This is a genomic window from Streptomyces sp. GbtcB7 (assembly GCF_019091445.1).
Lineage (GTDB): Bacteria > Actinomycetota > Actinomycetes > Streptomycetales > Streptomycetaceae > Streptomyces > Streptomyces mirabilis.
Genome location: NZ_JAGXJM010000017.1, coordinates 81,476 through 104,714, shown reverse-complemented (window position 1 = coordinate 104,714; position 23,239 = coordinate 81,476). Strand labels below are relative to the sequence as shown.

The window sequence follows — 23,239 nt, the reverse complement described above, 5'->3', positions numbered from 1 at the left end:
GTGTCGACGGCTCAGGTCGCGCGTGCCTCGCTCCCGCGGTTCGCGGAGCGGCTGACAGGCCGACAGGCGGCCGATGCGGTGTGGGCGGGTGGACTGGAAGTGCCTGGGGCTGGAACTGACGTGCCCTGTCAACCAGCCGCCGCGCACGGCATGCCACCGACTACGTCGAGGTTCAGGGCGACGGCTCCGCACCCCTCACCAACGCCGTCGCTGGGTCAACGGCAAGCTGTCCCTCCGCGCGCGGCCTGGAGGGCGACTCAGGGGCGCGAGGGTGATCTCGACGCCGTGCGGGGCTCCTTGGCGCGCGAAGTGCCGGGCCCGGGTGTGCGGACCGGTCGCCAGGGAGGTGGTGGTTGGGGCAACGAAAAACCGCAGGCCAGAAAATCTGACCTGCGGTTTCTCTGGTTCTGTGATGGCGACTGCCGCCCAGGCGCCCAGGCGCCCAGGCGCCCAGGCGCCCAGGCGCGGTGCGCGGGTGGGTCAGGCCTTTGCCTCGACCGCCTCGGGGGCCGCGTCCTGGGTGGGCTCGGCCTGCGGCCGGGTGGCCGTGGGGCGGACCGGGATGAGGAAGGCGACGATCGCGGCGGCGATGCCGACGCAGGAGCCGATCAGCATGGCGACACGGAAGCCGCTTTCCGACGGCAGGGAGACCGGGCCGAACTTCGTGGTCATCTGGGCCAGGACCACGGCCATCACGGCGGCCGAGACGGAGCTGCCGATCGAGCGCATCAGCGTGTTGAAGCTGTTGGCCGAGGCGGTCTCCGACTGGGGTACCGCACCCATGATGAGCGCGGGCATCGCACCGTAGGCGAAACCGACGCCCGTGCTGCAGACGATGGTCACGGCGAGCAGGCCCAAGGCGGAGCCGTTTCCGATGAGCGGCAGGGAGATGCCGTAGCCGAGGGCGATGACCAGGGCGCCGACGGTCAGGGTGATCCGGGGGCCCTTGGCGGCGGAGAGCTTGGCGCCGATCGGGGAGATGATCATCATCATGAGGCCGGCCGGGGCCATCCACAGGCCCATGGCCAGCATCGACTCGCCGAGGCCGTAGCCGGTCTCCTTGGGCAGCTGCAGCAGCTGGGGGATCACGAGGGACTGGGAGTACATCGCGAAGCCGACCAGGATCGAGGCGGCGTTCGTCATCAGCACCTGCGGACGCGCGGTCACCCGCAGGTCGACCAGCGGCTCGGCGCTGCGCAGCTCCCACCAGCCCCAGGCCAGCAGCAGGACGATCGCGGCGGCGAGCAGGCCGAGCGTGGTGCCGCTGCCCCAGCCCCAGTCCGCGCCCTTGGAGACGCCGAGGAGCAGGCAGACCAGGGCGATGCCCAGGCCGATGGCGCCGAGCAGGTCGAAGCTGCCCGAGGCGGTGTTCTCGCGGCCCGCGGGCACGAAGAACCAGATCAGCGTGGCGACCGCGAGGGTCAGCGCGGCGACGACCCAGAACAGCACGCGCCAGCTGGCGTTCTCGGCGATCGCCGCGGAGAACGGCAGGCCGAGCGCGCCGCCCACACCCATGGACGCGCTCATCAACGCGATGGACGAGCCGAGCTTCTCCGCCGGTACGACGTCCCGCAGCAGGCTGATGCCGAGGGGCACCACGCCCATGCCGAGGCCCTGCAGACCGCGTCCGGCGATCATCGGGACGACCGAGGAGGACAGGGCGCAGACCACGGAGCCCAGGATCAGCGGGACCAGGGAGGCCAGAAGCATGCGCTTCTTGCCGTACATGTCACCGAGGCGGCCGGCGACGGGGGTGATCACGGCCGCCGCGAGCAGCGTGGCGGTGACGACCCAGGAGGCGTTCGAGGCGGTGGTGTCGAAGAGGGTCGGGAGTTCCCCGATCAGTGGCACCACCAGTGTCTGGGTGATCGCGGCCACGATGCCGCCGAAGGCGAGGATGCCGACAACGCCGCCGGAGCGGGCTGCGGGCTGGGAACTGTCCACGGGTACTCCCTGTTGCTCTTTCCGGGCTTGTCGCTGTGCTGCGCATCCGGGCCCGCGGGGATCCGGGCCTGCCGCGTCTGTTGGCCTGCCGCGTCTCCGGATCACCCGGATCACCCCGATCACCCGGACCGCGGTGAGTCGCGGGCAAGGCGCACGCGAGTTGCATGCTGCATGCAATGTGCATCATGCACGTCTAATGCATCATACACATCGCGGTGGTATACCTGGCGGGAGGTAGCTTTCCTGTAGGGGAAGCGAGCCAGGAGCCGAAGGATGCCTCGCGTGGACAAGCCACTTGACCTGCTGGAATTCGAGACCATGCTGCTCGGGCGCCACATGCACATGCTCAACCCGCGAGGGCGCGGGGTGAGTGAGGAGCGGCTGGACCGCAGTGCGTACGTCCTGCTCAGCCGCATTCAGGTGCAAGGCCCGATGTCCATCGGTGAGCTCAGAGAGGCCTTCGGTCTGGACGCGTCCACCCTCAACCGGCAGACCGCCGCGATGCTGCGGGCTGGGGTCGTCGAGCGCATGCCCGATCCCGAGGGGGGCATCGCCCGCAAGTTCGCCATCACCGCGGAGGGCAGGCGCCGGCTGGAGGCCCACCGCGCGGAGAACCTGGACGGTCTGGAGAAGATCATGACCGACTGGGATCCCGAGGACGTGGCCGAGTTCGCGGCCTATCTCAGCCGTTTCAACCGCGACATCGAGCGTCTCGACGGGCGTCCCTGGCCGCGGGGTTGAGCGGGTGAGTTGAGCGGGTGAAGGGGAGGGCGGGGGCTTGGGGCGGGCCGGAGAGCCGGCCCGCCCCGGTGTGGTTCGCAACAGCGCGATGAGAGCCGCGGCGATGAGAGCCGCGGCGATGAGAGCCGCGGCGGCGAGCGCCGCCCCGAAGGGCCGGCGGCCGAACGCGCCGGTGTCTGGGATGCCGACCGGGGTGTCTGCCTAGGGGCGTCGACCGAGGTTCGACCGAGGTGTCGACCGAGACGTCGGTCGAGATCGGCGTCAACTCCCGCGTCCCCTTTGTTGGTTGATCCTTCACCCTCGGGACACCCCGCACCGCTTGAGCGCTCAACGAGTCGAGTGAGGGTGATCCGGGCATGCCAATGAAACCGCTTGCCCCACCCCCCTCGCGGTCCCTCAGGAGGACGCAGTGCAGAAGAGCTCGCGCGTACGCAGGGCCTCTCTCATCCTCGGCAGCGCCGTCGCGCTGGTCGTCGCCTTCCCCAGCAGCGCGCTCGCCGCCCCGCCCAAGGCCCTGCCCGCCAACGCGGACGACTTGGAGAAGACCTGGCAGCCGGCGTACGACTACGACACGGACGGCTGCTACCCCACGCCCGCCATCGGCCCCGACGGGACCATCAACGGCGGCCTCAAGCCCTCGGGTTCACCCAGCGGCGAGTGCCACGACACCTCGGACCTCGACAACACCAACGGCTACTCGCGCGAGAAGTGCAACAACGGTTGGTGCGTGATCCTCTACGGCCTCTACTTCGAGAAGGACCAGGCCACGATCGGCGGGCACCGCCACGATTGGGAGCACGTGGCGGTCTGGGTGCAGAACAACCAGGCCAAGTACGTCTGCACGTCCGCGCACGGCGACTTCAACGTCTACAGCGCCGACCAGGTCCTGTGGGACGGCACGCACCCCAAGATCGTCTACCACAAGGACGGTCTGAGCACCCACGACTTCCGGCTCGCGAACTCGGGCGACGAGCCGCCGGAGAACGGCTACCACACCTGGCAGTACCCGACCCTGGTCGGCTGGAACGGCTACCCGGCGGGTCTGCGCGACAAGCTGAGCGCCTACGACTTCGGCAGCGCCAACTTCGGACTCAAGGACGCCAACTTCGCCGCCCACCTCACGAAGGCCATGCCGGCGGGCATCTCGTTCGACCCCAACGCCTGACCGGTCGGGGATTCCTTCTTCGTCCCCGTCACACCTCCGCCTCCGGGCGCGTCAGGGAGATGGCGCCACCCACGTGGCCCGGTAGCGGTGTGACAGGTGTGACAGGGACGAGAAGGAGATGACGACATGGCTGTTCTGATGGTGCGTGCCACCGTGAGGCCCGAGTGCGTCGACGAGCTCGAAGCGGCGCTGCGGAAGATGTTCGCCGCGATCGAGGCCGCGCGGCCCAAGGGCGTGCGCTACGCCTCGTACCGGCTCCCCGACGGAGTCACCTACCTCGCGGAACTCGAGATCGCGGACGGGATCGAGAATCCGCTTTCCGAGATCCAGGAGTTCCGTGAGTTCCAGGCGGGCCTGAAGGACTGGCTGGCCGCCCCGCCGTCCGCCGAGCGTTTCGAGGTGCGGGGCGCGTACGCCGCCTGAGGCCGCGCGGGTGTACGTCCGGTAAGGGTCGACGGTCGACAAGAGTCGGAGACTCGACAAGAGTTGGAGACTCGGTAAGAGTCGACAAGAGTCGGTAAGAGTTGACGGGACTCCGGGCGCGCACCCCGTGTCGTGGCCCCCGCGCCGAGTAGGTTCCCGAGCAGGTTCGCCCCTGACCGCGTGGAAAGCAGGGGCGGGAAGGGGCCCGGTGTGAGTACGTCCCGTACGGCCGGCGGTGGGTACTCCGGTACGCCGCTCGCCAAGAAGATCGGCGTCAAGGCCGGGCAGCGGGTACGGCTGGTGCACCGGCCCGAGGAGTGGGAGATCCCCGGACTGCCGGAGGGGTGTGCCGTGTCCGGGGGCGACGGGGCCGCGGGGGCCGATGTCGCCGTCGTCTTCCACCGGTCCCTGGGGGAACTGGTCGCCGAGGCTCCCGCGCTGGTGGGCGGCCTCGCCGATCACGCGATGCTCTGGATCGCCTGGCCGCGCAGGGCGGCCGGGCACCGCAGCGACATCACCGAGAACGCCCTGCGCGAGATCTTCCTGCCGCTCGGGGTGGTCGACGTGAAGGTGGCCGCGCTGGGGGAGGACTGGTCGGGACTGAAGTTCGTACGGCGCAAAGAGCTTCGTACGACGTGAGTAAATGCGGAGAGCGCGGGGAAGCGCGGCGTACGTGAGGGAGACTCCGGGTGAACGGCTAGCATCGCGGGCAGAGTTGTCGGCCTGGGATGGAGTGGTGTCGTGTCGGAGGGGCCTCGGATCGCCGTTGCCGTCGTGACCATGGGGAACCGGCCCGACGAGGTCGACGCGCTGCTCGCCTCGGTGGCCAAGCAGGACGTCGCGCCCGCGCGGATCGTGATCGTGGGAAACGGGTGTCCACTGCCCGAGTTCGCCGAGCGGCTGGGACTGCCCGGTGAGGTGACCGGCATCGAGGTCGACGAGAACCTCGGCTGCCCGGGCGGGCGCAACGTGGGCCTCGCCCGGCTCAGGGAGTTCGCGGACGTGGACGTCGTCGTCGAGCTGGACGACGACGGGCTGCTGGTCGACGCGGATGTGCTGCGCAAGGTGCGGGACCTGTACACCGCCGATCCGCGTCTGGGCATCGTCGGCTTCCGCATCGCCGACGAGCACGGGGAGACCCAGCGCCGGCACGTGCCCCGGGTCGGGGCCAAGGACCCGATGCGGGGCGGTCCGGTCACCGGGTTCCTCGGCGGTGGACACGCGCTGTCCATGCCCATGCTCGCCCGGATCGGGGACTGGCCCGCCGAGTTCTTCTTCGCACACGAGGAGACGGACATGGCCTGGCGGGCCATCGACGACGGGTGGACCGTGCTCTACGAGCCCGAACTGCTGCTCCAGCACCCCAAGACCTCGCCCGCCCGGCACGCCATCTACTACCGGGTCACCGCCCGCAACCGGGTCTGGCTCACCCGTCGCAGGCTGCCCCTCCCGCTCATCCCCGTGCACCTGGGAATCTGGATGCTGCTGACGCTCGCACGGACGCGGTCGCTCGGCGGGCTGCGGGCCTGGTTCGGCGGCTTCGCGGAAGGGTTGCGGCAGTCGGGCGGTGAGCGGCGGCCGATGCGATGGCGGACGGTGTGGCGGCTCACGCGGCTGGGACGCCCGCCCGTCATCTGACGGCGAGCGGCAGGACGACCCGGGGCGGACGAGGGCCCCGGTCGCTCACCTCCGACGACCGGGGCCCTCTCTGTCCCCGGATCCGGCCACGGCGGCGACACTCCCCCGAGTTACGCGTCGTACGCGCGCACCGTCGGGCCAGATCCGATGGAGTGATCCCATCAGCCCGCGCCAACGGATCGCTAACATGTCGCCAACGGGTTTCCATCCGGAAACCCGGAAACCGGAAGTCGGTCGGCGTGAAGTCGTCGCAAGAAGGCGCGAAGTCGCCATGGGTGTGGTCGGTACCGGTCTGAACCGGTCGGGTCGGTCGCACGGAAAGGCAGTGGGGCGGGCTATGCGGTACGGGCTGCGGTTCGGGCTGCTGGGGCCTCCGGTGTTGTACGACGCCGACGGCGAGGTCCGTTCCATCGGCGGTGGCAAGATGCGCGCCCTGCTGGTCGCGCTGCTCCTGGAGCCGGGTCGGGTCGTCTCGGTGGACGCGCTCAAGGACGCGCTGTGGGGCGGGGCGCCGCCCGCGTCCGCGCAGGCCTCGTTGCAGAACCACGTCACCCGGCTGCGGCGGCTCCTCGACGATCCGGAGCGGCTGCGGGCCATGCCGCCCGGCTATCTCCTGCGGGTCGGCGAGGGCGAGTTGGACGTGCGCGTCTTCGAGTCCCACGTCACGGCCGCGCGCGCCGCGCACGCCGGGCGCGACTGGGAGCGGGCGCTGCGCGAGGCCCTGGCGGCGCTCGCGCTGTGGCGCGGCACACCACTCGGCGGGGTCCCGCCCGAACTCGGCGGACACGCGCTCGTCCAGCGCCTGGAGGAGGCGCGACTGCTCGTCCTGGAGTGCCGGTACGAGGCCGAGTTGCGGCTTGCGGGGCCGGGGGCCGGGCGGGTATTTGCGGGTGGTGCGGGTGTGGGCGCCGGTGACACCGCGCACGCTGGGGGCACCGGTGGTACCGGGGTCGGCTGGGTTTTCGGTGACATCGGTGACATCGGGGACACCAGGGTCTCCGCCGACGCACTAGCAACGGAAGCCACCGGTGCCCCCAATACCTCCGGCGCCCCCGGCACCACCCGACTCGCCGCCCTCGCACCCGAGTTGTCCGCGCTTGTCGCCGAGCACCCCCTGCGCGAGGCCTTTCACCGGCTGCTGATGCTCGTACTGCACCGCACCGGACGCCAGGCCGAGGCGCTGGCCGTCCACCGCGACCTACGGGCCCGCCTGGTCGAGGAACTCGGTGTCGAGCCCGGGCCCGCGGTGCGCGCGGCGCATCTGGAGATCCTGCGTGAGCGGGCGGGGGAGAGCGACGAGTTCGCACACGACCGGGACGGGAACGAAGGCGCGGGCGGAGACCGTGCGGAGCAGGCCGCCCCGGCGGAACCGGCCCCGCCCCGGCCCGCCCAGCTCCCGCCTCCGCCCGGGCACTTCACCGGCCGCGCCGACGTACGCCGGGAACTGAACGTGGCTCTCGACACGGCCCGGCACCCCAGCCCCTCCGCTCCGGCCGTCGCCGTCATCAGCGGGATGGCCGGAGTCGGCAAGAGCGCCCTGGCGCTGCATGTGGCACACGGCCTGCGGGAACGTTTCCCCGACGGCCAGCTGTACGTCAACCTGCACGGCGCCACGCCCGGAATGACCCCCCTCACCCCCGGCCAGGCGCTCGCCGCGCTGCTGCGCGACCTCGGTGCCGAGCCGCGCCGGATCCCCGAACACCCGGACGCGGCCGCCGCGTTGCTCCGCTCGATGCTGGCTCCGACGCGCACCCTGATGGTGCTCGACGACGCCGCGCACGCCGCTCAGGTACGGCCGCTGCTGCCCGCGGGCACGGGGTGCGCGGTGATCGTGACGAGCCGTTCACCGCTCACCGCGCTGGACGGCGCGCGGCGCTTCCCGCTCGCGCCGCTCTCGGTGGAGGACAGCGCGGCGCTGCTGCGCGCGGTGTCCGGGCGGGTGGACGGCCTCGACGGTACGCACCCCCTCGTCGAACTCACCGGCCGGCTCCCGCTCGCCCTGCGTGTGGTCGCGGCCCGTCTCGCCGCGCGCCGCGCGCTCACGCCGGACGTCCTCGCCGGTCAACTGACCGCCACCGAAGGGCGGTTGCATCATCTTGAGTACGACGACCTGAGCGTCCGCAGATCGCTGGCTGTCGCGCTCGACGCGCTGCGTGCCTCGGAGCGTGAGGCCGACCAGGACGCGGCGCTCGTGCTGCGCGGCATCGGCGCGCTCGACCTCCCCGTGTACGGGGCGCCCCTGCTCGCCCGGCTCTCCGGCATCGCCGAGTTCCGTGCCGAGGCCGCCCTCGACCGTCTCGTCGACGTCGCGCTCCTGGAGGAGACGGCGTACGGCCGCTACGCACCCCACGACCTCGTCCGCGACTTCGCCCGGGAGATCGCGGGCGAGACGGACGGGGAACCCGGGGACGGGGGCGCGGACATCCACGTGTCCGAGCGGGCGTTGCGCTGGTACGCCGGTGTCGCCGCCCGCTCCCTCGAAGCGATCGTCGAGCCGGGCCTCGACCGCGAGGACCGCAGCCGGCCGACCGCCGCGCAGCCGGCCGCGCACACGGTGGACGCCGCGGCCACGCCGCCGTTCTGCACCGCCAGGGACGCCTTCGCCTGGGGCGATCTGGAACTGGAGAACGTGGTGGCGCTGGTGGAGCGGTACGCGGACACCTCCGCGTACGTTCCCGTGCTGGTGCGGCTGCTCAATCCCTATCTCCAGCGCAGCGGGCGTGTCCCGGAGTCGGAGGTGCTCCTGCGGGCCGCGCTGGGCGCGGCGCGGCGGCTCGGGGACGAGGCCGCGCAGGCGTACGCGCTCGGGGATCTCGCGGGGCTGCACTTCATGACGGGTCGCGCGAGCGAGGCGCTCACGCTGAACGACGAGGCGCTGGCGATCTGGCGGCGGCTCGGGGTGCTGTCGTGGATCCGGCGCGGTCTGAACAACCGCGGCATGCTCCTGGAGGGGCTGGGCCGACACGCCGAGTCCAGCGAGGCGCTGCTGCAGAGCCTCGAACTCTCCCGGGAGCTGGGCGACCCGCACACCGAGGCCATCACCTACAGCCACCTCGGCAATCTGTACGAGCACACGGACGCCCGGGCCGCCATCGACCACCACAAGCGCAGCCTGGCGATCGGCGACGCGATGGACGACGTGATCATCCGGCACTCCGCGCACTGCAACATCGGCTACGCCCATCTGACGCTCGGCGAACCGGCCGCCGCCGTACCGCACTTCGAGGAGAGCCTGCGCATCCTCGGCGGTCACGGCGACTGGCACGGGGAGTCGCAGACGCGGCTCGGGCTGGTGCGCGCGCTGCGCGGGGTGGGGCATGTCGAACGGGCCACGCGCGAGTGCGATCTGCTGCTGTTCCGCGCCGATCAGCGCGCCGACCGGTACACCGGCGGGCTCGCCCGGCATCAGCTGGGGCTGCTGCTGCACGCGCAAGGGGATGCCGGAGGGGCGTACGAGCTGTGGAAGTCGGCGCTCGCGGCGCTGGACGGCACGGACACCTCGGTGGTGGGAGCGCTGAGGGAACTCCTGGAGGAGGAGTAGGTCACCCGGAGGAGGCCAAGTGGAGGAGCCGGTCACCTGGCCGAGGAGGTCACCTGGCGTAGGAGCAGGTCACCTGAGGGGGCGGGCCGCCGTCCGGGTCACTTCGCGTCCGCGTAGCACTCCACCACCGCCGTCGTGAACGGGAAGCGGACCGGGGTCTCGCCGAACGTCAGCCGTCCCGCCAGCTCCGCGGCCTCCCGGATCGCGGCCACGACCGCGTCCGCCTCCTCGGCCGGGCAGTGCACCATCACCTCGTCGTGCTGGAAGAAGACCAGCTCGGCGGCGAGGTCCGCGCAGGTGCGCCGGAGGGCGGCGAGCAGCAGCAGCGCCCAGTCGGCGGCGCTGCCCTGGACGACGAAGTTGCGTGCGAAGCGGCCGCGGGCGCGGGAGTTGGAGGAGGCGTAGCCCGGCACCCAGCCCTGGTCTCCGAGGGGCTCGGCGGGTTCGTCCTGCGGGATGCCCGCCTCCTCCGAGGAGGCGTCGGACGCGCCGGCCGCCGGGGGACTCGTCCGCCCCAGCCACGTCCGTACGAGTCGGCCCTCCTCGCCGGCCCGCGCCGCGTCGTCCACGTAGGCGACGGCGCGGGGGAAGCGTCTTCTCAGCGCGGCCAGGTTCTTCAGGCCGTCGCCCGACGTCTGCCCGTACACCGCGCCGAGCACGGCGAGTTTGGCCTGTGCCCGGTCGCCGGCGAACGCCCGGTCCGACACCGACTGGTACAGGTCGCTCTCCCGGCCCGCGACCTCCATCAGGCCGGGGTCGTGCGAGATCGCGGCCAGCACCCGCGGCTCCATCTGGTCGGCGTCGGCCACCACGAGCCGCCAGCCCGGGTCGGCGACTACGGCACGCCGGATCACCTTGGGGATCTGCAGGGCGCCTCCGCCGTTGGTCACCCAGCGGCCGGTGACGGTCCCGCCGGGCAGGTACTCGGGCCGGAAGCGTCCGTCGCGCACCCAGTCCTGGAGCCAGGACCAGCCGTGCGCCACCCAGATCCGGTACAGCTTCTTGTATTCGAGCAGCGGCTTCACGGCAGGGTGCTCGATGGTCTCGATCTCCCACCGCCGGGTGGACTTGATCTTGATCCCGGCCTGCGCGAAGGCCTTGATGACGTCGGCGGGCAGGTCGGGGCGGACGCGTCTGCCGAAGGCGGCCGACACCTCGTCCGTGAGCTCGGCGAGGCGTCTGGGCTCGCCGCCGCCCGTGTACCGCTCGCCGAGCAGTTCGTGCAGGACCTCGCGGTGGACGTCCGCGCGCCACGGCAGCCCGGTGCGGTTCATCTCGGCCGCCACCAGCATGCCCGCGGACTCGGCCGTGGTCAGCAGGTGCATGCGCTCCGGGTGCGCGGTCGTGCCGTGCCGGCGGCGCTGATCGGCGTACACCGCCAGGAGGTCTTCCAGGGGTACGCGGACCGGGCGCGGCTCGAAGAGGGACGACTGCGAGCCGGGCTCGGCGGAGCGCTGCGGGGGATCCGGCGGTACGGGGCCGCCGCGCAGCCTCGCCAGCGCGGCGGCCGCCGACCGGGGTTCGCCGAGCCGGCCCTCGTGGCCGAGCAGCAGTGTCTCGGCGGCCTCGATGTCGTAACACCGCTCCACTCGCACCCCCGCGGCGAGCAGACGCGGATAGACCTCGGCCGTGGACCGCCAGACCCACCGGACCACGTCGGGTCGCCCCCGCACGGCCTCGACCAGGTCCGCCTCCCTGCGCACCGGCCCCGCGGGCAGCCCGTCGGAGCCGAGGGGGGCGACCTCCGCACCACCGTCCTCGGCCGGCCCGAGAGCCCACCGGTCGCTCATGGTTCCGAGTCTCGCAGGGGGGTCTGACAACGGCCGCGGACGCGACCCTACTGATCCTCCTGCTGGTCCTCCTGCTGGTCCTTTTGCGGGTCCTTCTGCTGTCCCCCCACCCCGATGATCTCCAGCACGCGCGCGAGGTAGGTCTCCGCCGCTGTCTTGTCGATGCCGAGGCCACTGAGGACGCCGTTGCCGTTCTCGTACTCCAGGAGGGCCAGGAGGATGTGCTCGGTGCCGATGTAGTTGTGGCCGAGGCGGAGGGCCTCGCGGAAGGTGAGTTCCAGGGCCTTCTTGGCGGCGGGGCCGTACGGGATGAGCTCCGGGACCTCGTCGGCCGCCGGCGGGAGCGCCGCGGTCGCGGCCTCGCGGACGGCGTCCAGGGTCACGCCCTGCGCGGTGATCGCCTTCGCGGCGAGCCCCTCGGGCTCGGAGAGGAGGCCGAGGACGAGGTGCTCGGTGAGTCCCTCCGCGTTGCCCGCGGCCTTCGCCTCGTTGTGCGCGGCCATGACCGCGTTCCGGGCGCGGGGCGTGTAGCGGCCGAAGCCCTGGCTGGGGTCGAGGTCCGACTCGGCCTTGGGGACGAAGCGCTTCTGCGCCGCCTGCCGGGTGACCCCCATGCTCTTGCCGATGTCCGTCCAGGACGCGCCCGAACGCCGGGCCTGGTCCACGAAGTGGCCGATCAGATGGTCGGCCACGTCGCCGAGGTGGTCCGCCGCGAGCACCGCGTCCTGGAGCTGGTCGAGTGCGTCGGTGTGGACCGTCTTGATGGCCTCGATGAGGTCGTCGAGACGTACGGATGCCTTGACAGGTGGGTTCGAAGTCATGTGTCAACCGTAGGTTGACAGGCGGAGGGTGTCAACCCGAAGTTGACACCGTCTGTGTCCGCGTCCATGCTTCCTTGTCCACAGGGTGTGGACGGTCCGGTTCGGCGGGCGTGACACGATCGACGCATGAGCAGTACGCCCAGCACCGTGGAGCGCGCCTTCGAGGCCGCGCTCTACGCCGACAGCGACGCGGCCCTCGACACGGGCGCCTCGCTGCTCGCCGCCGACCCCGCCTCCGACGCCGAACTCGCCCGCCGCGGCGAGGAGTTCGTCGCCGCGGCGTGGCGTCGCGGCTGGCAGCCCGCCGACGTCGCACGGATCGTGCGGCGCGAACTGGACGACGTACACCTGCAGCTGGTGTCGGAGCTGGTGCGCGCGGAGGCCGGCCGGGACCGGCGGCCCCGGGGCCCACGCTGGGCGGCGCAGCTCGAAGAGCTGGACGCCCGCGCCCCGCGCACCGACCGCTTCTCGCTCGCGACCGCCGCGCTGGAGCTGTACCGGCTGCTGCTCCGCCTCCCCACCCTCGAACCCCTCGACACGCACCTGTCCGACGGCACATCACGGCACCCGGCCGCCTCGCAGGACTCCCGCATGCTCACCCGTATCCGCGCGCTGCTCGCCAAGGCCGAGGCGACCGGATTCCCGGAGGAGGCGGAGGCGCTGAGCGCCAAGGCCCAGGAGCTGATGGCCCGGCACAGCATCGACGAGGCGCTGCTCGCGGCCCGTACGCACGCCAAGGACGCGCCCGGCGCCTGCCGCATCGGTGTCGAGCCGCCGTACGAGACGGCCAAGGCGGTGCTGCTGGACGCCGTGGCCGACACGAACCGCTGTCGCGCCGTGTGGAACGAGTCGCTCGGATTCTCGACCGTCGTCGGCTTCGAACCCGACCTGGAGGCCGTCGAACTCCTCTACACCTCGCTGCTCGTGCAGGCCACGGCCGCGATGACGAAGGCGGAGGCGGCCCAGCGGGCGGGGGGAAGGAAGCGTACGAAGAGCTTCCGGCAGTCGTTCCTGGCCGCGTACGCGCACCGGATCGGCGACCGGCTGGCGACCGCCGCCGAGGAGGCTGAGGGGGAGGTCGCGTCGCAGGCCCCGGTGGCGGAGCTGCTGCCCGTCCTGGCGGCCCGTGACGTGGCGGTCAACGACCACATGGAGCGGATGTTCCCGGACACCGTCACCACCCGGCTGCGCGGGGTCAGCGACGCGGCCGGGTGGCAGGAAGGGGCCGCGGCGGCGGACCGCGCCCAGGTCAGAGCACGCCCGCCGCTTCGCTGACGCCCGGCTTGCGTCGGGAGCCGCTCAGTCGCCCGCGGGCTGGAACGAGCTCACGGAGGCGTTCGGGTCGTTCGGACCGGTCTTGCCCGCGAGGGGACCGTACGACCACTTGAAGCTCTGGGTGGTGGCGGCACCGGGCAGGCCGATCTTCAGCGTGGTCGCGGCGAGGCTCTTCCCGTCGCCCGCCGTGCCGCGTACGTAGGTGATCGTGAAGGAGGCGGTACCGCTCGCCGCCAGCGTCAGCTTCGGCGGAGTCGCGGACTTCTCCTCGGGCACGTCCGTACCCGTGCCCCCGTCCAGCACCTTCACGGCGGGGAAGCCCTGAAGGGTGCACTCGGCGCCCTTGTTGGTGAGCGTGACGGGCACGTTGCCGGTGTCGCCGGCGGCCGGGGCGGCATTGGCGGGGCCGACCTGGATGCCGATCTGGTCGATCTTGCAGGCCGTGGAGGCGGCGGCGGAAGAGGCGGTCGATGCCTTCTTGCCGCCGTCACTGTCGCTGCTGCTGCCGCCGCTGTCGCAGGCGGCGAGGGTGAGTGCCGCCGCGGCGGCGACGACGGCGATCGGAAGGGCGCGCATGGGTTTCCCCCTGGGTTCGTGAAGGTGCTCATGGATCATCACGCAGACCGGTGGGCACGCGTTGCGCGGCCCCCCTGTCGCGCACCTCTCCCCTGCCGCATATATCCCAAATGCGACCCGAAGGCCGCCCCACGTCGACGACATGAGCGACGGACACGCGAACGGGCCGCGGAGTCCCAGGGATTCCGCGGCCCGCCGCCAAGAGCCGATTGGGGTAGATCGCTGCAGGTCAGGGCAGGTCAGGGAGGGGTCGGGCCGGTCAGGAGCCCAGGCTCGCCGTCGGCAGTCCCGACGGGAGCTGACCGCCCTCGGCCTTCGTGTACGACTCCTTGCCGAGCTTCCCCGACCAGGTGACCTTCAGCGTCGTGCTGTTCACGGAGTCGACCATGCCCGTCGCGCGGTCCTTGTTCCCGTCCGTGCACTTGAGGTGGATCATCTGCATGCCCGCCTCGTCACCGGCGGTCCCGGTGCACACGGTGCGGCCCGTCGTGAAGAGCCCGGCCTGCTTGCCGGTGATCACCAGCACCACGGCCTTGCCGCCGGTCGTGGCCACCCAGCTGCCCTCCAGCTTGCTGCTGGCGGTCGACGGGGTGCCCGAGTCGCCGCTCGCGCCGGCCGTCCCCGAGGCGGACGCGCCGGGACTCGCGGACCCGTCCCCGGAGCCGGACCCCGAGTCGCCGCTGCACCCGGTCAGCGCGAGCGTGCCCGCCAGACCCGCGGCCAAGGCCATGGCCGCGCCCCGGGTCCGCCGACGCGAAAGGGTCGCCGAAGTCGCCGATGTCACTGAAGCCCCCAAGGGTGATGGTGTGGCTGGGGTCGCCGGAACGACCGCAGCAAGCTATCAGCCACACTCACGAACACCCTGAGCGAGACATCGGGAGAACTTACGAATCTTCTGAGGGGGTCGTCGGGGCACCGTTTCGATGGAGTTGTCGAGTCATCGTTCCGAGGGAGTCGGCGAGGCGTCGGGAGTGCCTCGCAGGCGCCGTCGGGCGCGAAGCGCTACCAGGACGACTTGCGAACACCCGGCAGGAATCCCGCGTGCGCCTGCTCCCGCAGATTCACCCGGGACAGCCCGAAGGTGCGCAGGTAGCCGCGGGGGCGGCCGTCCACGCTGTCGCGGTTGCGGACGCGGGTGGCGCTCGCGTCGCGCGGCTGGCGGCGCAGTTCCTCCCGCGCGGCGGCCCGTTCGACCTCGGTCGAGGACGGCCGGCGGAGGATCTCCTTCAGTTCGGCCCGCCGCGCCGCGTACCGGGCGACGACCTCCCGGCGCCGCTCGTTCTTCGCGATCTTGCTCTTCTTCGCCATCAGACCCTCACCCCACGGGCCCGGATCCTGGCCACGGCCGCCTCGACGCCGATCGCGTCGACGGTCTTGATGCCCTTCGCGCTCAGCCGCAGCCGTACGTGACGGCCCTCACTCGGCAGCCAGTACCGCTTGCGCTGGACGTTCGGGTCGAAGCGGCGGGACGTGCGCCGGTGGGAGTGGGAGATGGAGTTGCCGAAGCCCGGCGTGGCGCCGGTCAGCATGCAGTGCGCGGACAAGGGTGACGCACCTCTCTCTGAGACGTCTTGGAAATGGGAGTCATTTTCATTAACATACCAGCCATGGCACGCAACGAACTCCGTCCCGTCATCAAGCTCCGGTCCACGGCCGGAACCGGCTTCACGTACGTCACCCGCAAGAACCGGCGCAACGACCCGGACCGGATGACCCTGCGCAAGTTCGACCCGGTCGCCGGCCGGCACGTCGACTTCCGAGAGGAGCGCTGACCGTCATGCGCGAGGGAACCCACCCGGAGTACGGCCCCGTCGTCTTCCGCGACCGCGCCGCGAACCACGCCTTTCTCACCCGCTCGACGCTCGCCGTCACGGCGGGGGAGAAGACGATCGAATGGCAGGACGGCCACACCTACCCGGTGGTGGACGTCGAGATCTCGAACGTGAGCCACCCCTTCTACACGGGCAACGCGCGGGTGCTGGACACCGCGGGCCGGGTGGAACGCTTCGAGCGCCGCTACGGAGCGGCCGGCGACGCGCACGGCAAGACGCGCGGCGAAGCGGGCGGTAAGGCGCTCGGTGAGGCGGGCGCCAAGCGCGGCGGTGCCGGCTGATGCCGTCCTCGCACCTTTGCGTCGTGATCGTCGGCGGCCTGCACGCGGATGCGCGGCAGGCCGCCGTCGCACGGCTGCTCGCCGACGTTCCCGGCAGCGTCGCCCTCCACCACGACCTGGCGACGGCCGCGGCGGGCACGGTCGTCCGTACGATCCGGGACGCCACCGGAATCGTGTCGGCGGGCGAGACCCCGCTCGTCAACGACTGCGCGTGCTGCGCCCTGCGCGAGGATCTGGTGCCGGAGCTGCGGCGCCTCGCGGACGCGGGCCTGACACGCCTCGCCGTCGTCGAACTGTGGGACTCGGTCGAGCCCAAGGCCATGGCCGAGGTCGTCGCGGCGGGTGGGCTCCGGCTGACCTCCGTGATCACCGCCGTCGACCCGGCCCTGCTCCTGCCCTACCTCGCCAACGGCGACGACCTCGCCGAGGTCGGGCTCGCCGCTGCCGCCACCGACCGGCGCACGGTCGCCGACACCTTCGCCCGCCAACTGGAGTACGCCCCCGTCCTCGCCCTCGCCTCCTCGGAACAGGCCGACGACGAGGACCGCGCGCTGCTGGCCCAACTCCATCCCACGGCCCGTCAGGTCCCGATCGACGCACTCGACGTGACGGACGGCGAACCCCGGTCCGAGAGAACCGGATCCGCGCTCGTCGATGCCGCGTTCGCCGGGTTCGACGTCGAAGCCGCGGCCGCGGCCCAGCATCCGGCCTGTGCGTTGTTGCCGGCCGAGGCCGACGAGGCCGGTGTCGGCACGCTCGTATGGCATCGGCGACGGCCGTTCCACCCCGAGCGGCTGTACGCGGCGCTGGAGGACCTGACCTGCGCGGCCGCGCGCAGCCGGGGGCGGTTCTGGCTCGCCGACCGGCCCGACACCCTGCTGCACTGGGACGCGGCCGGAGGCGCGCTCTGCGTGGAGAGCGCGGGCCCCTGGCTCGCCTCGCTCCCGGACGCCGCGTGGGACATGGTCCCGCCCGTCCGTCGCGCCGCCGCCGCGCTCGACTGGCACCCGAAGCACGGCGACTGCTGCCAGCACCTCGTCTTCACCTCGCCGGGGCTCGACCGCGAGGGGCTCGAACTGCTTCTGGAGTCCTGCCTGTTGACCGACGCCGAGTACGCCGCGGGCCCCGCCGCCTGGAAGCGACTCCTGCCCGCCTTCGACTCCCTCCTGGAGGTCTGAGCCATGGCCCGCAAGCCGGAACGCAAGCCCGCGGCCAAGTCCCGCCCCAACCCGCTGGACCGCGACGGGATCACGTACATCGACTACAAGGACACCGACCTGCTGCGGAAGTTCATCTCCGACCGCGGCAAGATCCGTAGCCGCCGGGTCACCCGGGTGACCGCGCAGCAGCAGCGGATGCTCGCCCGCGCGATCAAGAACGCGCGCGAGATGGCGCTGTTGCCGTACTCCGGCACCGGCCGCTGATCCCACTCGGCCGACACGCTCCACTCCGTGGAGAAGCGGAGGGGAAGCGCCCCGCTCGCCCACGTACAGAACGGGCTCCACCGTACGAACGCTTCCGGCACGACCGCCTCAAGGGCCTCGGCGAACTCCTCGACCACATGGGCACCGAAGCCGAAGCCGGCACCGAAGCCGGGACCGAGGCCGAGACTGAACCCGGCGGCGGCAAGTCATGAACCCCGCCCCGGACAGAGCCCTGCCCCCGCTCGGGAGGACGATCCGCTTCTCCGGCACCGTCGACGTGCGGATTCTCGCATACGAGCCGGAACGGATGCCGGGCGTCCGGTGGGTGGACGTCGATCCGGCGACCCTCCGGATTGGGCCATTACGTGAACGTTGAAACTCGAAGGGCCCGGTACGCGTCTCTTCTTATTGCATGAGGGATTCGACCCGGACGACCCAGCACGGATGATGGCGTAGAAGATCATGCACGGGGGCTGGAGAGCGCATGGCATGCGTTCTCCAGGGCAGACGCTGGACCAGATGCAGCCCGGCGAGTACCAGGCAGTAGTCGGGCGGTCAACACTCGGTAGTCAAATGGCGGTAAAAGCTGTAACCGTGGGACCACCCCCCGTGCACGTGCATCTGCCCATGCATCTGCACATGAACAGAGCTATGATCCGGGGCAGTTGGCCACTGCATCAATGGCCACATCGGCCACTGCACGACCGGGGAGCGACTTGTGGACCACGACGTGTACGACGTGGATGACCTGGATGACGTGTACAACGGCATGGCTGCGACCGAGCTGACCGGGGTGGCCTGGCAGAAGAGCAGGCACAGCAACTCGCAGGGCTCCTGCGTGGAGTTCGCGAGGCTGCCCGGAGGCGACGTGGCGGTGCGGAACTCGCGGTTCCCGGAAGGGCCCGCGCTCGTCTACACCCGCGCCGAGATCGAAGCCATGCTCCTGGGCATCAAGGACGGCGAGTTCGACCACCTGATTGCCGGCTGACGTGAGTCGGCACCGCACACCCGGGCGCGCCTTCGGGTGGGGCAACCGGCATAACTGACGGCAACGACCTTCTCGCGGCGCGTAACGCGCGTAGAACCGCGGCGCCAAAAAGCGCCGCGGTTCTCTATTCGGTCGAAACCCCGCCGACGGCCGGCTGCGGAAGCCTGAAGAGCGCCCATACGACCTTGCCGCTGAGCGTGCCCGCGAGCGGGTGCCAGCCCCAGCTGTCGGCGAACGAGTCGACCAGGAACAGGCCCCGGCCCGACTCCGCCGAGAAGTCCTCCGAGTCGCCCGCGACCGGACTGTCGTGACTGGGGTCGCGCACCGCGCACACCAGACGTGAGGTCCACCGCATCAAGTGCAGCCGCACGGGCGGGCCTTGGTCGTCCGAACGGGGTGTGTCCGAGGGCAGCGCGTGCCGCAGGGCGTTGGTCACGAGCTCGGAGACCACCAGGCAGACATCGTCGAAGCGCTCACCGATGTCCCACTGGTCCAGCGTTCTGCGGGTGAACTGCCGAGCTTCGCGCACCGCTTCGTAGCGCGCCGGCAGGGCGCAGGAAGCGGCGCTGGACACAGCCGCGGGGTCGAGCGGCGGAAGTCCCTGCCGTAAGGGCTCGAGCATGGTCGATCCATTCGTCCCCATGCGAGGCACTCCCGGGTGTTCGCGGTCGTTGCGATGCAGCGGTGGCGCGAGGACCATGGTTCCGAATGCGTACAGCAGATGCAAGGGCAGATGCACGTGCACGCGCCCGAATTAGACCTTCCTCTACCCTTTCTTGGTCATTTCTTCTGTCACCTTCTTCCCGCTTGTTGACCCTCTACTGATCTTTTCCTGTGTGGCCCCTTTGGAGTCTTTCCGTTTCTGTAACTGAACGAGTACAGCTTGAAGTGTTTTAGTGGCAGACTTCGGCCCTTGAAGACGGTTGGGGAGGCGGACGAACGTGAGCGCTGGTGAGTCGAGCGGCTCGGTGGTGCGGCGCATGCTGCTGGGATCACATCTGCGGCGCCTGCGGGAGTCGCGCGGAATCACCCGGGAAGCGGCCGGTTACTCGATCCGTGCCTCCGAATCGAAGATCAGCCGCATGGAGTTGGGACGGGTGAGCTTCAAGACGCGCGACGTCGAGGACCTGCTGACGCTGTACGGCATCACCGACGAGGCCGAGCGCACATCGCTCGTCTCCCTCGCCAAGGAGGCCAACGTCGCGGGCTGGTGGCACAGTTACTCGGACGTCCTGCCCAGTTGGTTCCCGACCTACGTCGGCCTGGAGGGCGCGGCCCATCTGATCCGGTCGTACGAAGTCCAGTTCGTGCACGGCCTGTTGCAGACGGAGGCCTACGCCCACGCGGTCGTCGCGCGCGGCATGCGGGGCGCCTCGCCCGCCGACATCGAGCGGCGCGTCGCGCTGCGCCTGGAGCGGCAGAAGTACCTCGTCTCCGAGAAGGCCCCGGAGTTCCACATCGTCCTCGACGAGGCCGCGCTGCGCCGCCCTTACGGCGACCGCGAGGTGATGCGGGGGCAACTCCAGCATCTGATCGAGGTGTCGGAGCGTCCCAACGTACGACTTCAGGTCATGCCGTTCAGCTTCGGCGGCCACTCGGGCGAGAGCGGTTCCTTCACCATCCTGAGCTTCCCCGAGTCCGACCTGTCGGACGTCGTCTATCTGGAGCAGCTCACCAGCGCGCTCTACCTGGACAAACGCGAGGACGTCACCCAGTACGAAGGCGCGCTCAAGCAGCTGCAGCAGGACAGTCCCGGGCCCTCCGAGAGCCGCGATCTGCTGCGGGGACTGCTCCAGCTCTCCTGACCTTCTCCCCACCGCCTCCGGCGAGTCTTCACGGTCTGTTCGCCTGTGAGTCTTCGTGGACTCTTCGGAGGTGCTCTCCAACTCCCTTTGGACGCAAGTACGATGACGTCTGATCAGACGTTGATCGGATGTGTCTGCTGACTCAGACTCGGATGTCTGCCTCGGCAGCAAGGGGATTGAGGGAGCACATGTCGTCCTACTTCACCGACTTGGCCCAGCAGTACATCGACGGCGAGTGGCGCCAGGGCACCGGCTCCTGGGACATCATCGATTTCAACCCGTACAACGGCGAGAAGCTGGCGTCGATCACCATAGCCACGGTCGACGAGGTCGACGAGGCCTACCTCGCCGCCCGGCGCGCCCAGAAGGAATGGGCCGCGACCAACCCGTACGCCCGTCGCGCCGTCTTCGAGAAGACCCTGCGCATTATCGAGGAGCGCGAGGCCGAGATCACCGAGGTGATCATCGCCGAGCTCGGCGGCACCCACCTCAAGGCGGGCTTCGAGCTCCACCTCGCCAAGGAGTTCCTGCGCGAGTCGATCCAGCTGGCGCTGCGCCCCGAGGGCAAGATCCTCCCCTCGCCGATCGACGGGAAGGAGAACCGCCTCTACCGCGTCCCCGTCGGTGTCGTCGGCGTGATCAGCCCCTTCAACTTCCCCTTCCTGCTCTCCCTGAAGTCCGTCGCGCCGGCTCTGGCGCTCGGCAACGGCGTGGTCCTCAAGCCGCACCAGAACACCCCGATCGTCGGCGGCTCCCTGGTGGCGAAGATCTTCGAGGACGCGGGCCTGCCCGGCGGTCTGCTCAACGTCGTCATCACCGACATCGCCGAGATCGGCGACGCCTTCATCGAGCACCCCGTCCCGAAGGTCATCTCCTTCACCGGCTCCGACAAGGTCGGCCGCCACGTCGCCACCGTCTGCGCCTCGCACTTCAAGAGCGCGGTGCTGGAGCTCGGCGGCAACAGCGCCCTGGTGGTCCTCGACGACGCGGACATCGACTACGCCGTCGACGCGGCGGTCTTCAGCCGCTACGTCCACCAGGGCCAGGTCTGCATGGCCGCCAACCGCGTTCTCGTGGACCGCTCGATCGCGGACGAGTTCACCGAGAAGTTCGTCGCCAAGGTGAAGACGCTGAAGGTCGGCGACCCGAGCGACCCCCAGACGATCATCGGCCCGGTCATCAACTCCTCCCAGGCGGACTCGCTCACCAACGCGGTCGACCAGGCGATCGCCGAGGGCGCCACGGCCCTGGTGCGCGGCGCCACCACCGACAACCTCGTCGAGCCGACCGTCCTGACGGACCTGCCCGCCGACTCCGCCATCCTCCGGCAGGAGATCTTCGGCCCGGTCGCGCTCCTCGTCACCTTCGACGGCGAGGAGGAGGCCGTCCGCATCGTCAACGACACCCCGTACGGGCTCAGCGGCGCCGTGCACACCGCCGACGTCGAGCGCGGTGTCGCCTTCGCCAAGCAGATCGACACCGGCATGTTCCACGTCAACGACGGCACCGTCCACGACGAGCCGCTGGTCCCCTTCGGCGGCGAGAAGCACTCCGGCATCGGCCGCCTGAACGGCGAGACGACCGTCGACGCCTTCACCACCCAGAAGTGGATCTCGGTCCAGCACGGCCGCAGCTTCTTCCCGTTCTAGGGATTGTTCCGTTCGGAGACTGTTCGTCGCCATCGGGTCCTTGCGGACAGAAGCTGACCGCAAGGACCCGTACGTTCGTCGGTGTCAGGCAGGGGATGCCAGGCAGGTGGACCGATGAAAGGCGGCGATCATGGTTACTCACGTTTCGGCGGAGACTCGCGGCGACGAGCGCGGAGCACTGCTCTCCTTCCTGGAGGCCGAGCGCGGCGGGATCCGCCGGGCCCTGATCGGCCTGACGCCGGAACAGGCCACGAGCCGGCCGAGCGCGAGCGAACTGTCCCTGGCCGGGCTGCTCAAGCACGTCGCCGAGACCGAGCAGGCCTGGATCGCCCGCGCCAAGGGCGAGCCGCCCGCCGTCGAGCGGGACGAGTCGACCTGGCACGAGTGCTTCGCGCTCGTCGGCGACGAGACCGTCGAGTCGCAGCTCGCGTACTGGGAGAAGGTGGCCGCCGAGACGGAGGCGTTCATCCGCTCGGTGCCCAGCCTCGACGAGACCTTCGCACTGCCCGAAGCCCCCTGGTTCCCCCGGGAACGGGTCTCGATGCGCTGGGTGGCGCTCCACCTGATCCGCGAGACGGCCCGGCACGCCGGCCACGCCGACATCATCCGCGAGTCCCTGGACGGCGCCACCGCCTTCGAGCTGGTCGCCCGCGCGCAGGAGGGTTGACCTTCGCGCCCCCATCTGCCCCCATAACCTGGACCGCATGTCAGCGATCCGTCTCCTGGTGCTGGGTGCCGTCCGCCAGCACGGGCGGGCCCACGGCTACCAGGTGCGCAACGACCTCGAGTACTGGGGCGCGCACGAGTGGTCCAACGCCAAGCCCGGCTCGATCTACCACGCGCTCAAGCAGATGGCGAAACAGGGACTGCTGCTCGCCCACGAGATCGCCCCGTCCACGGCGGGCGGCCCGCCGCGCACCGAGTACGAGATCACGGACCAGGGCGCCGAGGAGTACTTCACGCTGCTGCGCCGGTCGCTGACCGCGTACGACCAGAAACCGGACGTCCTCTCGGCCGCGCTCGGCTTCATGGTCGACCTCCGCCGTGCGGAGACCCTCGAACTCCTCCAGGAGCGGGTGCGCGCCATCGAGGAGTGGCGCAAGTCCGTCACCGGGTACTACACCCCCGAGGACGGCCCCGGACAGCTCGGCCACATCGGCGAGATCATGAACTTCTGGGTCCACTCCGCCGACTCCGGCGCACAGTGGACCCGGGGCCTGATCGAGCGCATCCAGGGCGGCGCGTACACCTTCGCCGGGGAGGGCGAACCCTTCGTCGGCGTCCTGGTGGACGGCGAGGAGAACCCGTACGCCACGGGAACCCCGCACCCCGGCGACCAGGAGTAG

At 70.7% G+C, this 23,239-nt stretch carries 24 protein-coding genes; 16 read left to right on the top strand and 8 right to left on the bottom strand.

Features of this window, described 5'->3' with window-relative positions; genetic code table 11:
- Nucleotides 1-480 precede the first annotated feature (480 nt).
- On the bottom strand, nt 481-1,944 hold the full coding sequence (locus KVT44_RS26900; RefSeq protein WP_099921368.1) for an MFS transporter: 1,464 nt from the start codon (nt 1,942-1,944) through the stop codon (nt 481-483).
- A 282-nt stretch (nt 1,945-2,226) separates the two neighbouring features.
- Here KVT44_RS26900 and KVT44_RS26895 point away from each other — a divergent pair, with 282 nt between their 5' ends.
- The 6 genes from KVT44_RS26895 (at nt 2,227) to KVT44_RS26870 (ending at nt 9,452) form a co-directional block, all read left to right on the top strand.
- The gene (locus tag KVT44_RS26895; RefSeq protein ID WP_099921367.1) at nt 2,227-2,685 is read left to right on the top strand and encodes a MarR family winged helix-turn-helix transcriptional regulator; all 459 of its coding nucleotides are present in this window, start codon (nt 2,227-2,229) and stop codon (nt 2,683-2,685) included.
- A gap of 409 nt (nt 2,686-3,094) precedes the next feature.
- Nucleotides 3,095-3,850 (top strand): NPP1 family protein, encoded by a 756-nt coding sequence (locus KVT44_RS26890; protein ID WP_217569225.1) that lies wholly within the window; start codon nt 3,095-3,097, stop codon nt 3,848-3,850.
- Nucleotides 3,851-3,976: 126 nt separating this feature from the next.
- Complete coding sequence (locus tag KVT44_RS26885; protein ID WP_054237454.1) at nt 3,977-4,273, top strand: hypothetical protein; 297 nt, start codon at nt 3,977-3,979, stop codon at nt 4,271-4,273.
- Between the two features lie 210 nt (nt 4,274-4,483).
- On the top strand, nt 4,484-4,912 hold the full coding sequence (locus KVT44_RS26880) for a DUF3052 domain-containing protein (RefSeq protein ID WP_217569223.1): 429 nt from the start codon (nt 4,484-4,486) through the stop codon (nt 4,910-4,912).
- Between the two features lie 102 nt (nt 4,913-5,014).
- Nucleotides 5,015-5,911, top strand: coding sequence for a glycosyltransferase family 2 protein (locus KVT44_RS26875; RefSeq protein WP_268256035.1), 897 nt, complete (start codon nt 5,015-5,017; stop codon nt 5,909-5,911).
- Nucleotides 5,912-6,248: 337 nt separating this feature from the next.
- The gene (locus KVT44_RS26870; RefSeq protein WP_217569222.1) at nt 6,249-9,452 is read left to right on the top strand and encodes an AfsR/SARP family transcriptional regulator; all 3,204 of its coding nucleotides are present in this window, start codon (nt 6,249-6,251) and stop codon (nt 9,450-9,452) included.
- A gap of 98 nt (nt 9,453-9,550) precedes the next feature.
- Here KVT44_RS26870 and KVT44_RS26865 read toward each other — a convergent pair whose 3' ends face one another.
- Complete coding sequence (locus tag KVT44_RS26865; RefSeq protein WP_217569220.1) at nt 9,551-11,242, bottom strand: bifunctional 3'-5' exonuclease/DNA polymerase; 1,692 nt, start codon at nt 11,240-11,242, stop codon at nt 9,551-9,553.
- 47 nt (nt 11,243-11,289) lie between these two features.
- Nucleotides 11,290-12,063 (bottom strand): Clp protease N-terminal domain-containing protein, encoded by a 774-nt coding sequence (locus KVT44_RS26860; RefSeq protein WP_217569218.1) that lies wholly within the window; start codon nt 12,061-12,063, stop codon nt 11,290-11,292.
- Nucleotides 12,064-12,189: 126 nt separating this feature from the next.
- Here KVT44_RS26860 and KVT44_RS26855 point away from each other — a divergent pair, with 126 nt between their 5' ends.
- Nucleotides 12,190-13,338: a DUF2786 domain-containing protein gene (locus KVT44_RS26855; RefSeq protein WP_217569216.1), complete on the top strand. Its 1,149-nt coding sequence runs from the start codon at nt 12,190-12,192 to the stop codon at nt 13,336-13,338.
- A gap of 24 nt (nt 13,339-13,362) precedes the next feature.
- Here the strand turns inward: KVT44_RS26855 and KVT44_RS26850 are convergent, their stop codons facing one another.
- From KVT44_RS26850 to rpmB, 4 genes are all read right to left on the bottom strand, one after another.
- Nucleotides 13,363-13,914 carry a DUF4232 domain-containing protein gene (locus KVT44_RS26850; protein ID WP_217569214.1) on the bottom strand — a complete coding sequence of 184 codons (552 nt, stop codon included), beginning with the start codon at nt 13,912-13,914 and terminating at the stop codon, nt 13,363-13,365.
- 259 nt (nt 13,915-14,173) lie between these two features.
- Nucleotides 14,174-14,644 carry a hypothetical protein gene (locus KVT44_RS26845; protein WP_099921358.1) on the bottom strand — a complete coding sequence of 157 codons (471 nt, stop codon included), beginning with the start codon at nt 14,642-14,644 and terminating at the stop codon, nt 14,174-14,176.
- Between the two features lie 272 nt (nt 14,645-14,916).
- Nucleotides 14,917-15,222: a 30S ribosomal protein S14 gene (gene rpsN, locus KVT44_RS26840; protein ID WP_217569212.1), complete on the bottom strand. Its 306-nt coding sequence runs from the start codon at nt 15,220-15,222 to the stop codon at nt 14,917-14,919.
- Nucleotides 15,222-15,458 (bottom strand): 50S ribosomal protein L28, encoded by a 237-nt coding sequence (rpmB, locus tag KVT44_RS26835; RefSeq protein ID WP_060899624.1) that lies wholly within the window; start codon nt 15,456-15,458, stop codon nt 15,222-15,224. Before rpmB ends, rpsN begins: the two co-directional genes overlap by 1 nt.
- A gap of 63 nt (nt 15,459-15,521) precedes the next feature.
- Between rpmB and rpmG the strand changes: the two genes are divergently transcribed.
- From rpmG to KVT44_RS26810, 5 genes are all read left to right on the top strand, one after another.
- Complete coding sequence (gene rpmG / locus KVT44_RS26830; protein ID WP_030846000.1) at nt 15,522-15,686, top strand: 50S ribosomal protein L33; 165 nt, start codon at nt 15,522-15,524, stop codon at nt 15,684-15,686.
- A 5-nt stretch (nt 15,687-15,691) separates the two neighbouring features.
- Nucleotides 15,692-16,027, top strand: a complete 336-nt coding sequence (locus KVT44_RS26825) for a type B 50S ribosomal protein L31 (protein ID WP_217569210.1) — start codon at nt 15,692-15,694, stop codon at nt 16,025-16,027.
- On the top strand, nt 16,027-17,205 hold the full coding sequence (locus tag KVT44_RS26820; protein WP_217569208.1) for a GTP-binding protein: 1,179 nt from the start codon (nt 16,027-16,029) through the stop codon (nt 17,203-17,205). The genes KVT44_RS26825 and KVT44_RS26820 overlap by 1 nt, the downstream gene beginning before the upstream one ends.
- Before the next feature lie 3 nt (nt 17,206-17,208).
- On the top strand, nt 17,209-17,451 hold the full coding sequence (gene rpsR / locus KVT44_RS26815; protein ID WP_190171232.1) for a 30S ribosomal protein S18: 243 nt from the start codon (nt 17,209-17,211) through the stop codon (nt 17,449-17,451).
- Between the two features lie 718 nt (nt 17,452-18,169).
- The gene (locus tag KVT44_RS26810) at nt 18,170-18,439 is read left to right on the top strand and encodes a DUF397 domain-containing protein (RefSeq protein WP_060896084.1); all 270 of its coding nucleotides are present in this window, start codon (nt 18,170-18,172) and stop codon (nt 18,437-18,439) included.
- A 124-nt stretch (nt 18,440-18,563) separates the two neighbouring features.
- On the opposite strand, the gene KVT44_RS26805 is transcribed toward KVT44_RS26810, so the two are convergent.
- On the bottom strand, nt 18,564-19,082 hold the full coding sequence (locus tag KVT44_RS26805) for an ATP-binding protein (protein WP_067374357.1): 519 nt from the start codon (nt 19,080-19,082) through the stop codon (nt 18,564-18,566).
- A 337-nt stretch (nt 19,083-19,419) separates the two neighbouring features.
- Here KVT44_RS26805 and KVT44_RS26800 point away from each other — a divergent pair, with 337 nt between their 5' ends.
- From KVT44_RS26800 to KVT44_RS26785, 4 genes are all read left to right on the top strand, one after another.
- Nucleotides 19,420-20,244 carry a helix-turn-helix transcriptional regulator gene (locus tag KVT44_RS26800; RefSeq protein ID WP_054237466.1) on the top strand — a complete coding sequence of 275 codons (825 nt, stop codon included), beginning with the start codon at nt 19,420-19,422 and terminating at the stop codon, nt 20,242-20,244.
- 188 nt (nt 20,245-20,432) lie between these two features.
- Nucleotides 20,433-21,893: an aldehyde dehydrogenase family protein gene (locus KVT44_RS26795; RefSeq protein ID WP_217569206.1), complete on the top strand. Its 1,461-nt coding sequence runs from the start codon at nt 20,433-20,435 to the stop codon at nt 21,891-21,893.
- 130 nt (nt 21,894-22,023) lie between these two features.
- Nucleotides 22,024-22,560, top strand: coding sequence for a DinB family protein (locus KVT44_RS26790; protein WP_075032458.1), 537 nt, complete (start codon nt 22,024-22,026; stop codon nt 22,558-22,560).
- 37 nt (nt 22,561-22,597) lie between these two features.
- Nucleotides 22,598-23,239, top strand: a complete 642-nt coding sequence (locus tag KVT44_RS26785; RefSeq protein WP_190171228.1) for a PadR family transcriptional regulator — start codon at nt 22,598-22,600, stop codon at nt 23,237-23,239.

Coding starts and splice junctions, on each gene's coding strand:
- KVT44_RS26885 (WP_054237454.1), top strand. CDS start 3,977: ATGGCTGTTCTGATGGTGCGTGCCACCGTGAGGCCCGAGTGCGTCGAC.
- KVT44_RS26870 (WP_217569222.1), top strand. CDS start 6,249: ATGCGGTACGGGCTGCGGTTCGGGCTGCTGGGGCCTCCGGTGTTGTAC.
- KVT44_RS26865 (WP_217569220.1), bottom strand. CDS start 11,242: ATGAGCGACCGGTGGGCTCTCGGGCCGGCCGAGGACGGTGGTGCGGAG.
- KVT44_RS26860 (WP_217569218.1), bottom strand. CDS start 12,063: ATGACTTCGAACCCACCTGTCAAGGCATCCGTACGTCTCGACGACCTC.
- KVT44_RS26855 (WP_217569216.1), top strand. CDS start 12,190: ATGAGCAGTACGCCCAGCACCGTGGAGCGCGCCTTCGAGGCCGCGCTC.
- KVT44_RS26850 (WP_217569214.1), bottom strand. CDS start 13,914: ATGCGCGCCCTTCCGATCGCCGTCGTCGCCGCCGCGGCGGCACTCACC.
- KVT44_RS26845 (WP_099921358.1), bottom strand. CDS start 14,644: ATGGCCTTGGCCGCGGGTCTGGCGGGCACGCTCGCGCTGACCGGGTGC.
- rpsN (WP_217569212.1), bottom strand. CDS start 15,222: ATGGCGAAGAAGAGCAAGATCGCGAAGAACGAGCGGCGCCGGGAGGTC.
- rpmG (WP_030846000.1), top strand. CDS start 15,522: ATGGCACGCAACGAACTCCGTCCCGTCATCAAGCTCCGGTCCACGGCC.
- KVT44_RS26825 (WP_217569210.1), top strand. CDS start 15,692: ATGCGCGAGGGAACCCACCCGGAGTACGGCCCCGTCGTCTTCCGCGAC.
- KVT44_RS26820 (WP_217569208.1), top strand. CDS start 16,027: ATGCCGTCCTCGCACCTTTGCGTCGTGATCGTCGGCGGCCTGCACGCG.
- rpsR (WP_190171232.1), top strand. CDS start 17,209: ATGGCCCGCAAGCCGGAACGCAAGCCCGCGGCCAAGTCCCGCCCCAAC.
- KVT44_RS26805 (WP_067374357.1), bottom strand. CDS start 19,082: ATGGGGACGAATGGATCGACCATGCTCGAGCCCTTACGGCAGGGACTT.
- KVT44_RS26800 (WP_054237466.1), top strand. CDS start 19,420: ATGCTGCTGGGATCACATCTGCGGCGCCTGCGGGAGTCGCGCGGAATC.
- KVT44_RS26795 (WP_217569206.1), top strand. CDS start 20,433: ATGTCGTCCTACTTCACCGACTTGGCCCAGCAGTACATCGACGGCGAG.
- KVT44_RS26790 (WP_075032458.1), top strand. CDS start 22,024: ATGGTTACTCACGTTTCGGCGGAGACTCGCGGCGACGAGCGCGGAGCA.
- KVT44_RS26785 (WP_190171228.1), top strand. CDS start 22,598: ATGTCAGCGATCCGTCTCCTGGTGCTGGGTGCCGTCCGCCAGCACGGG.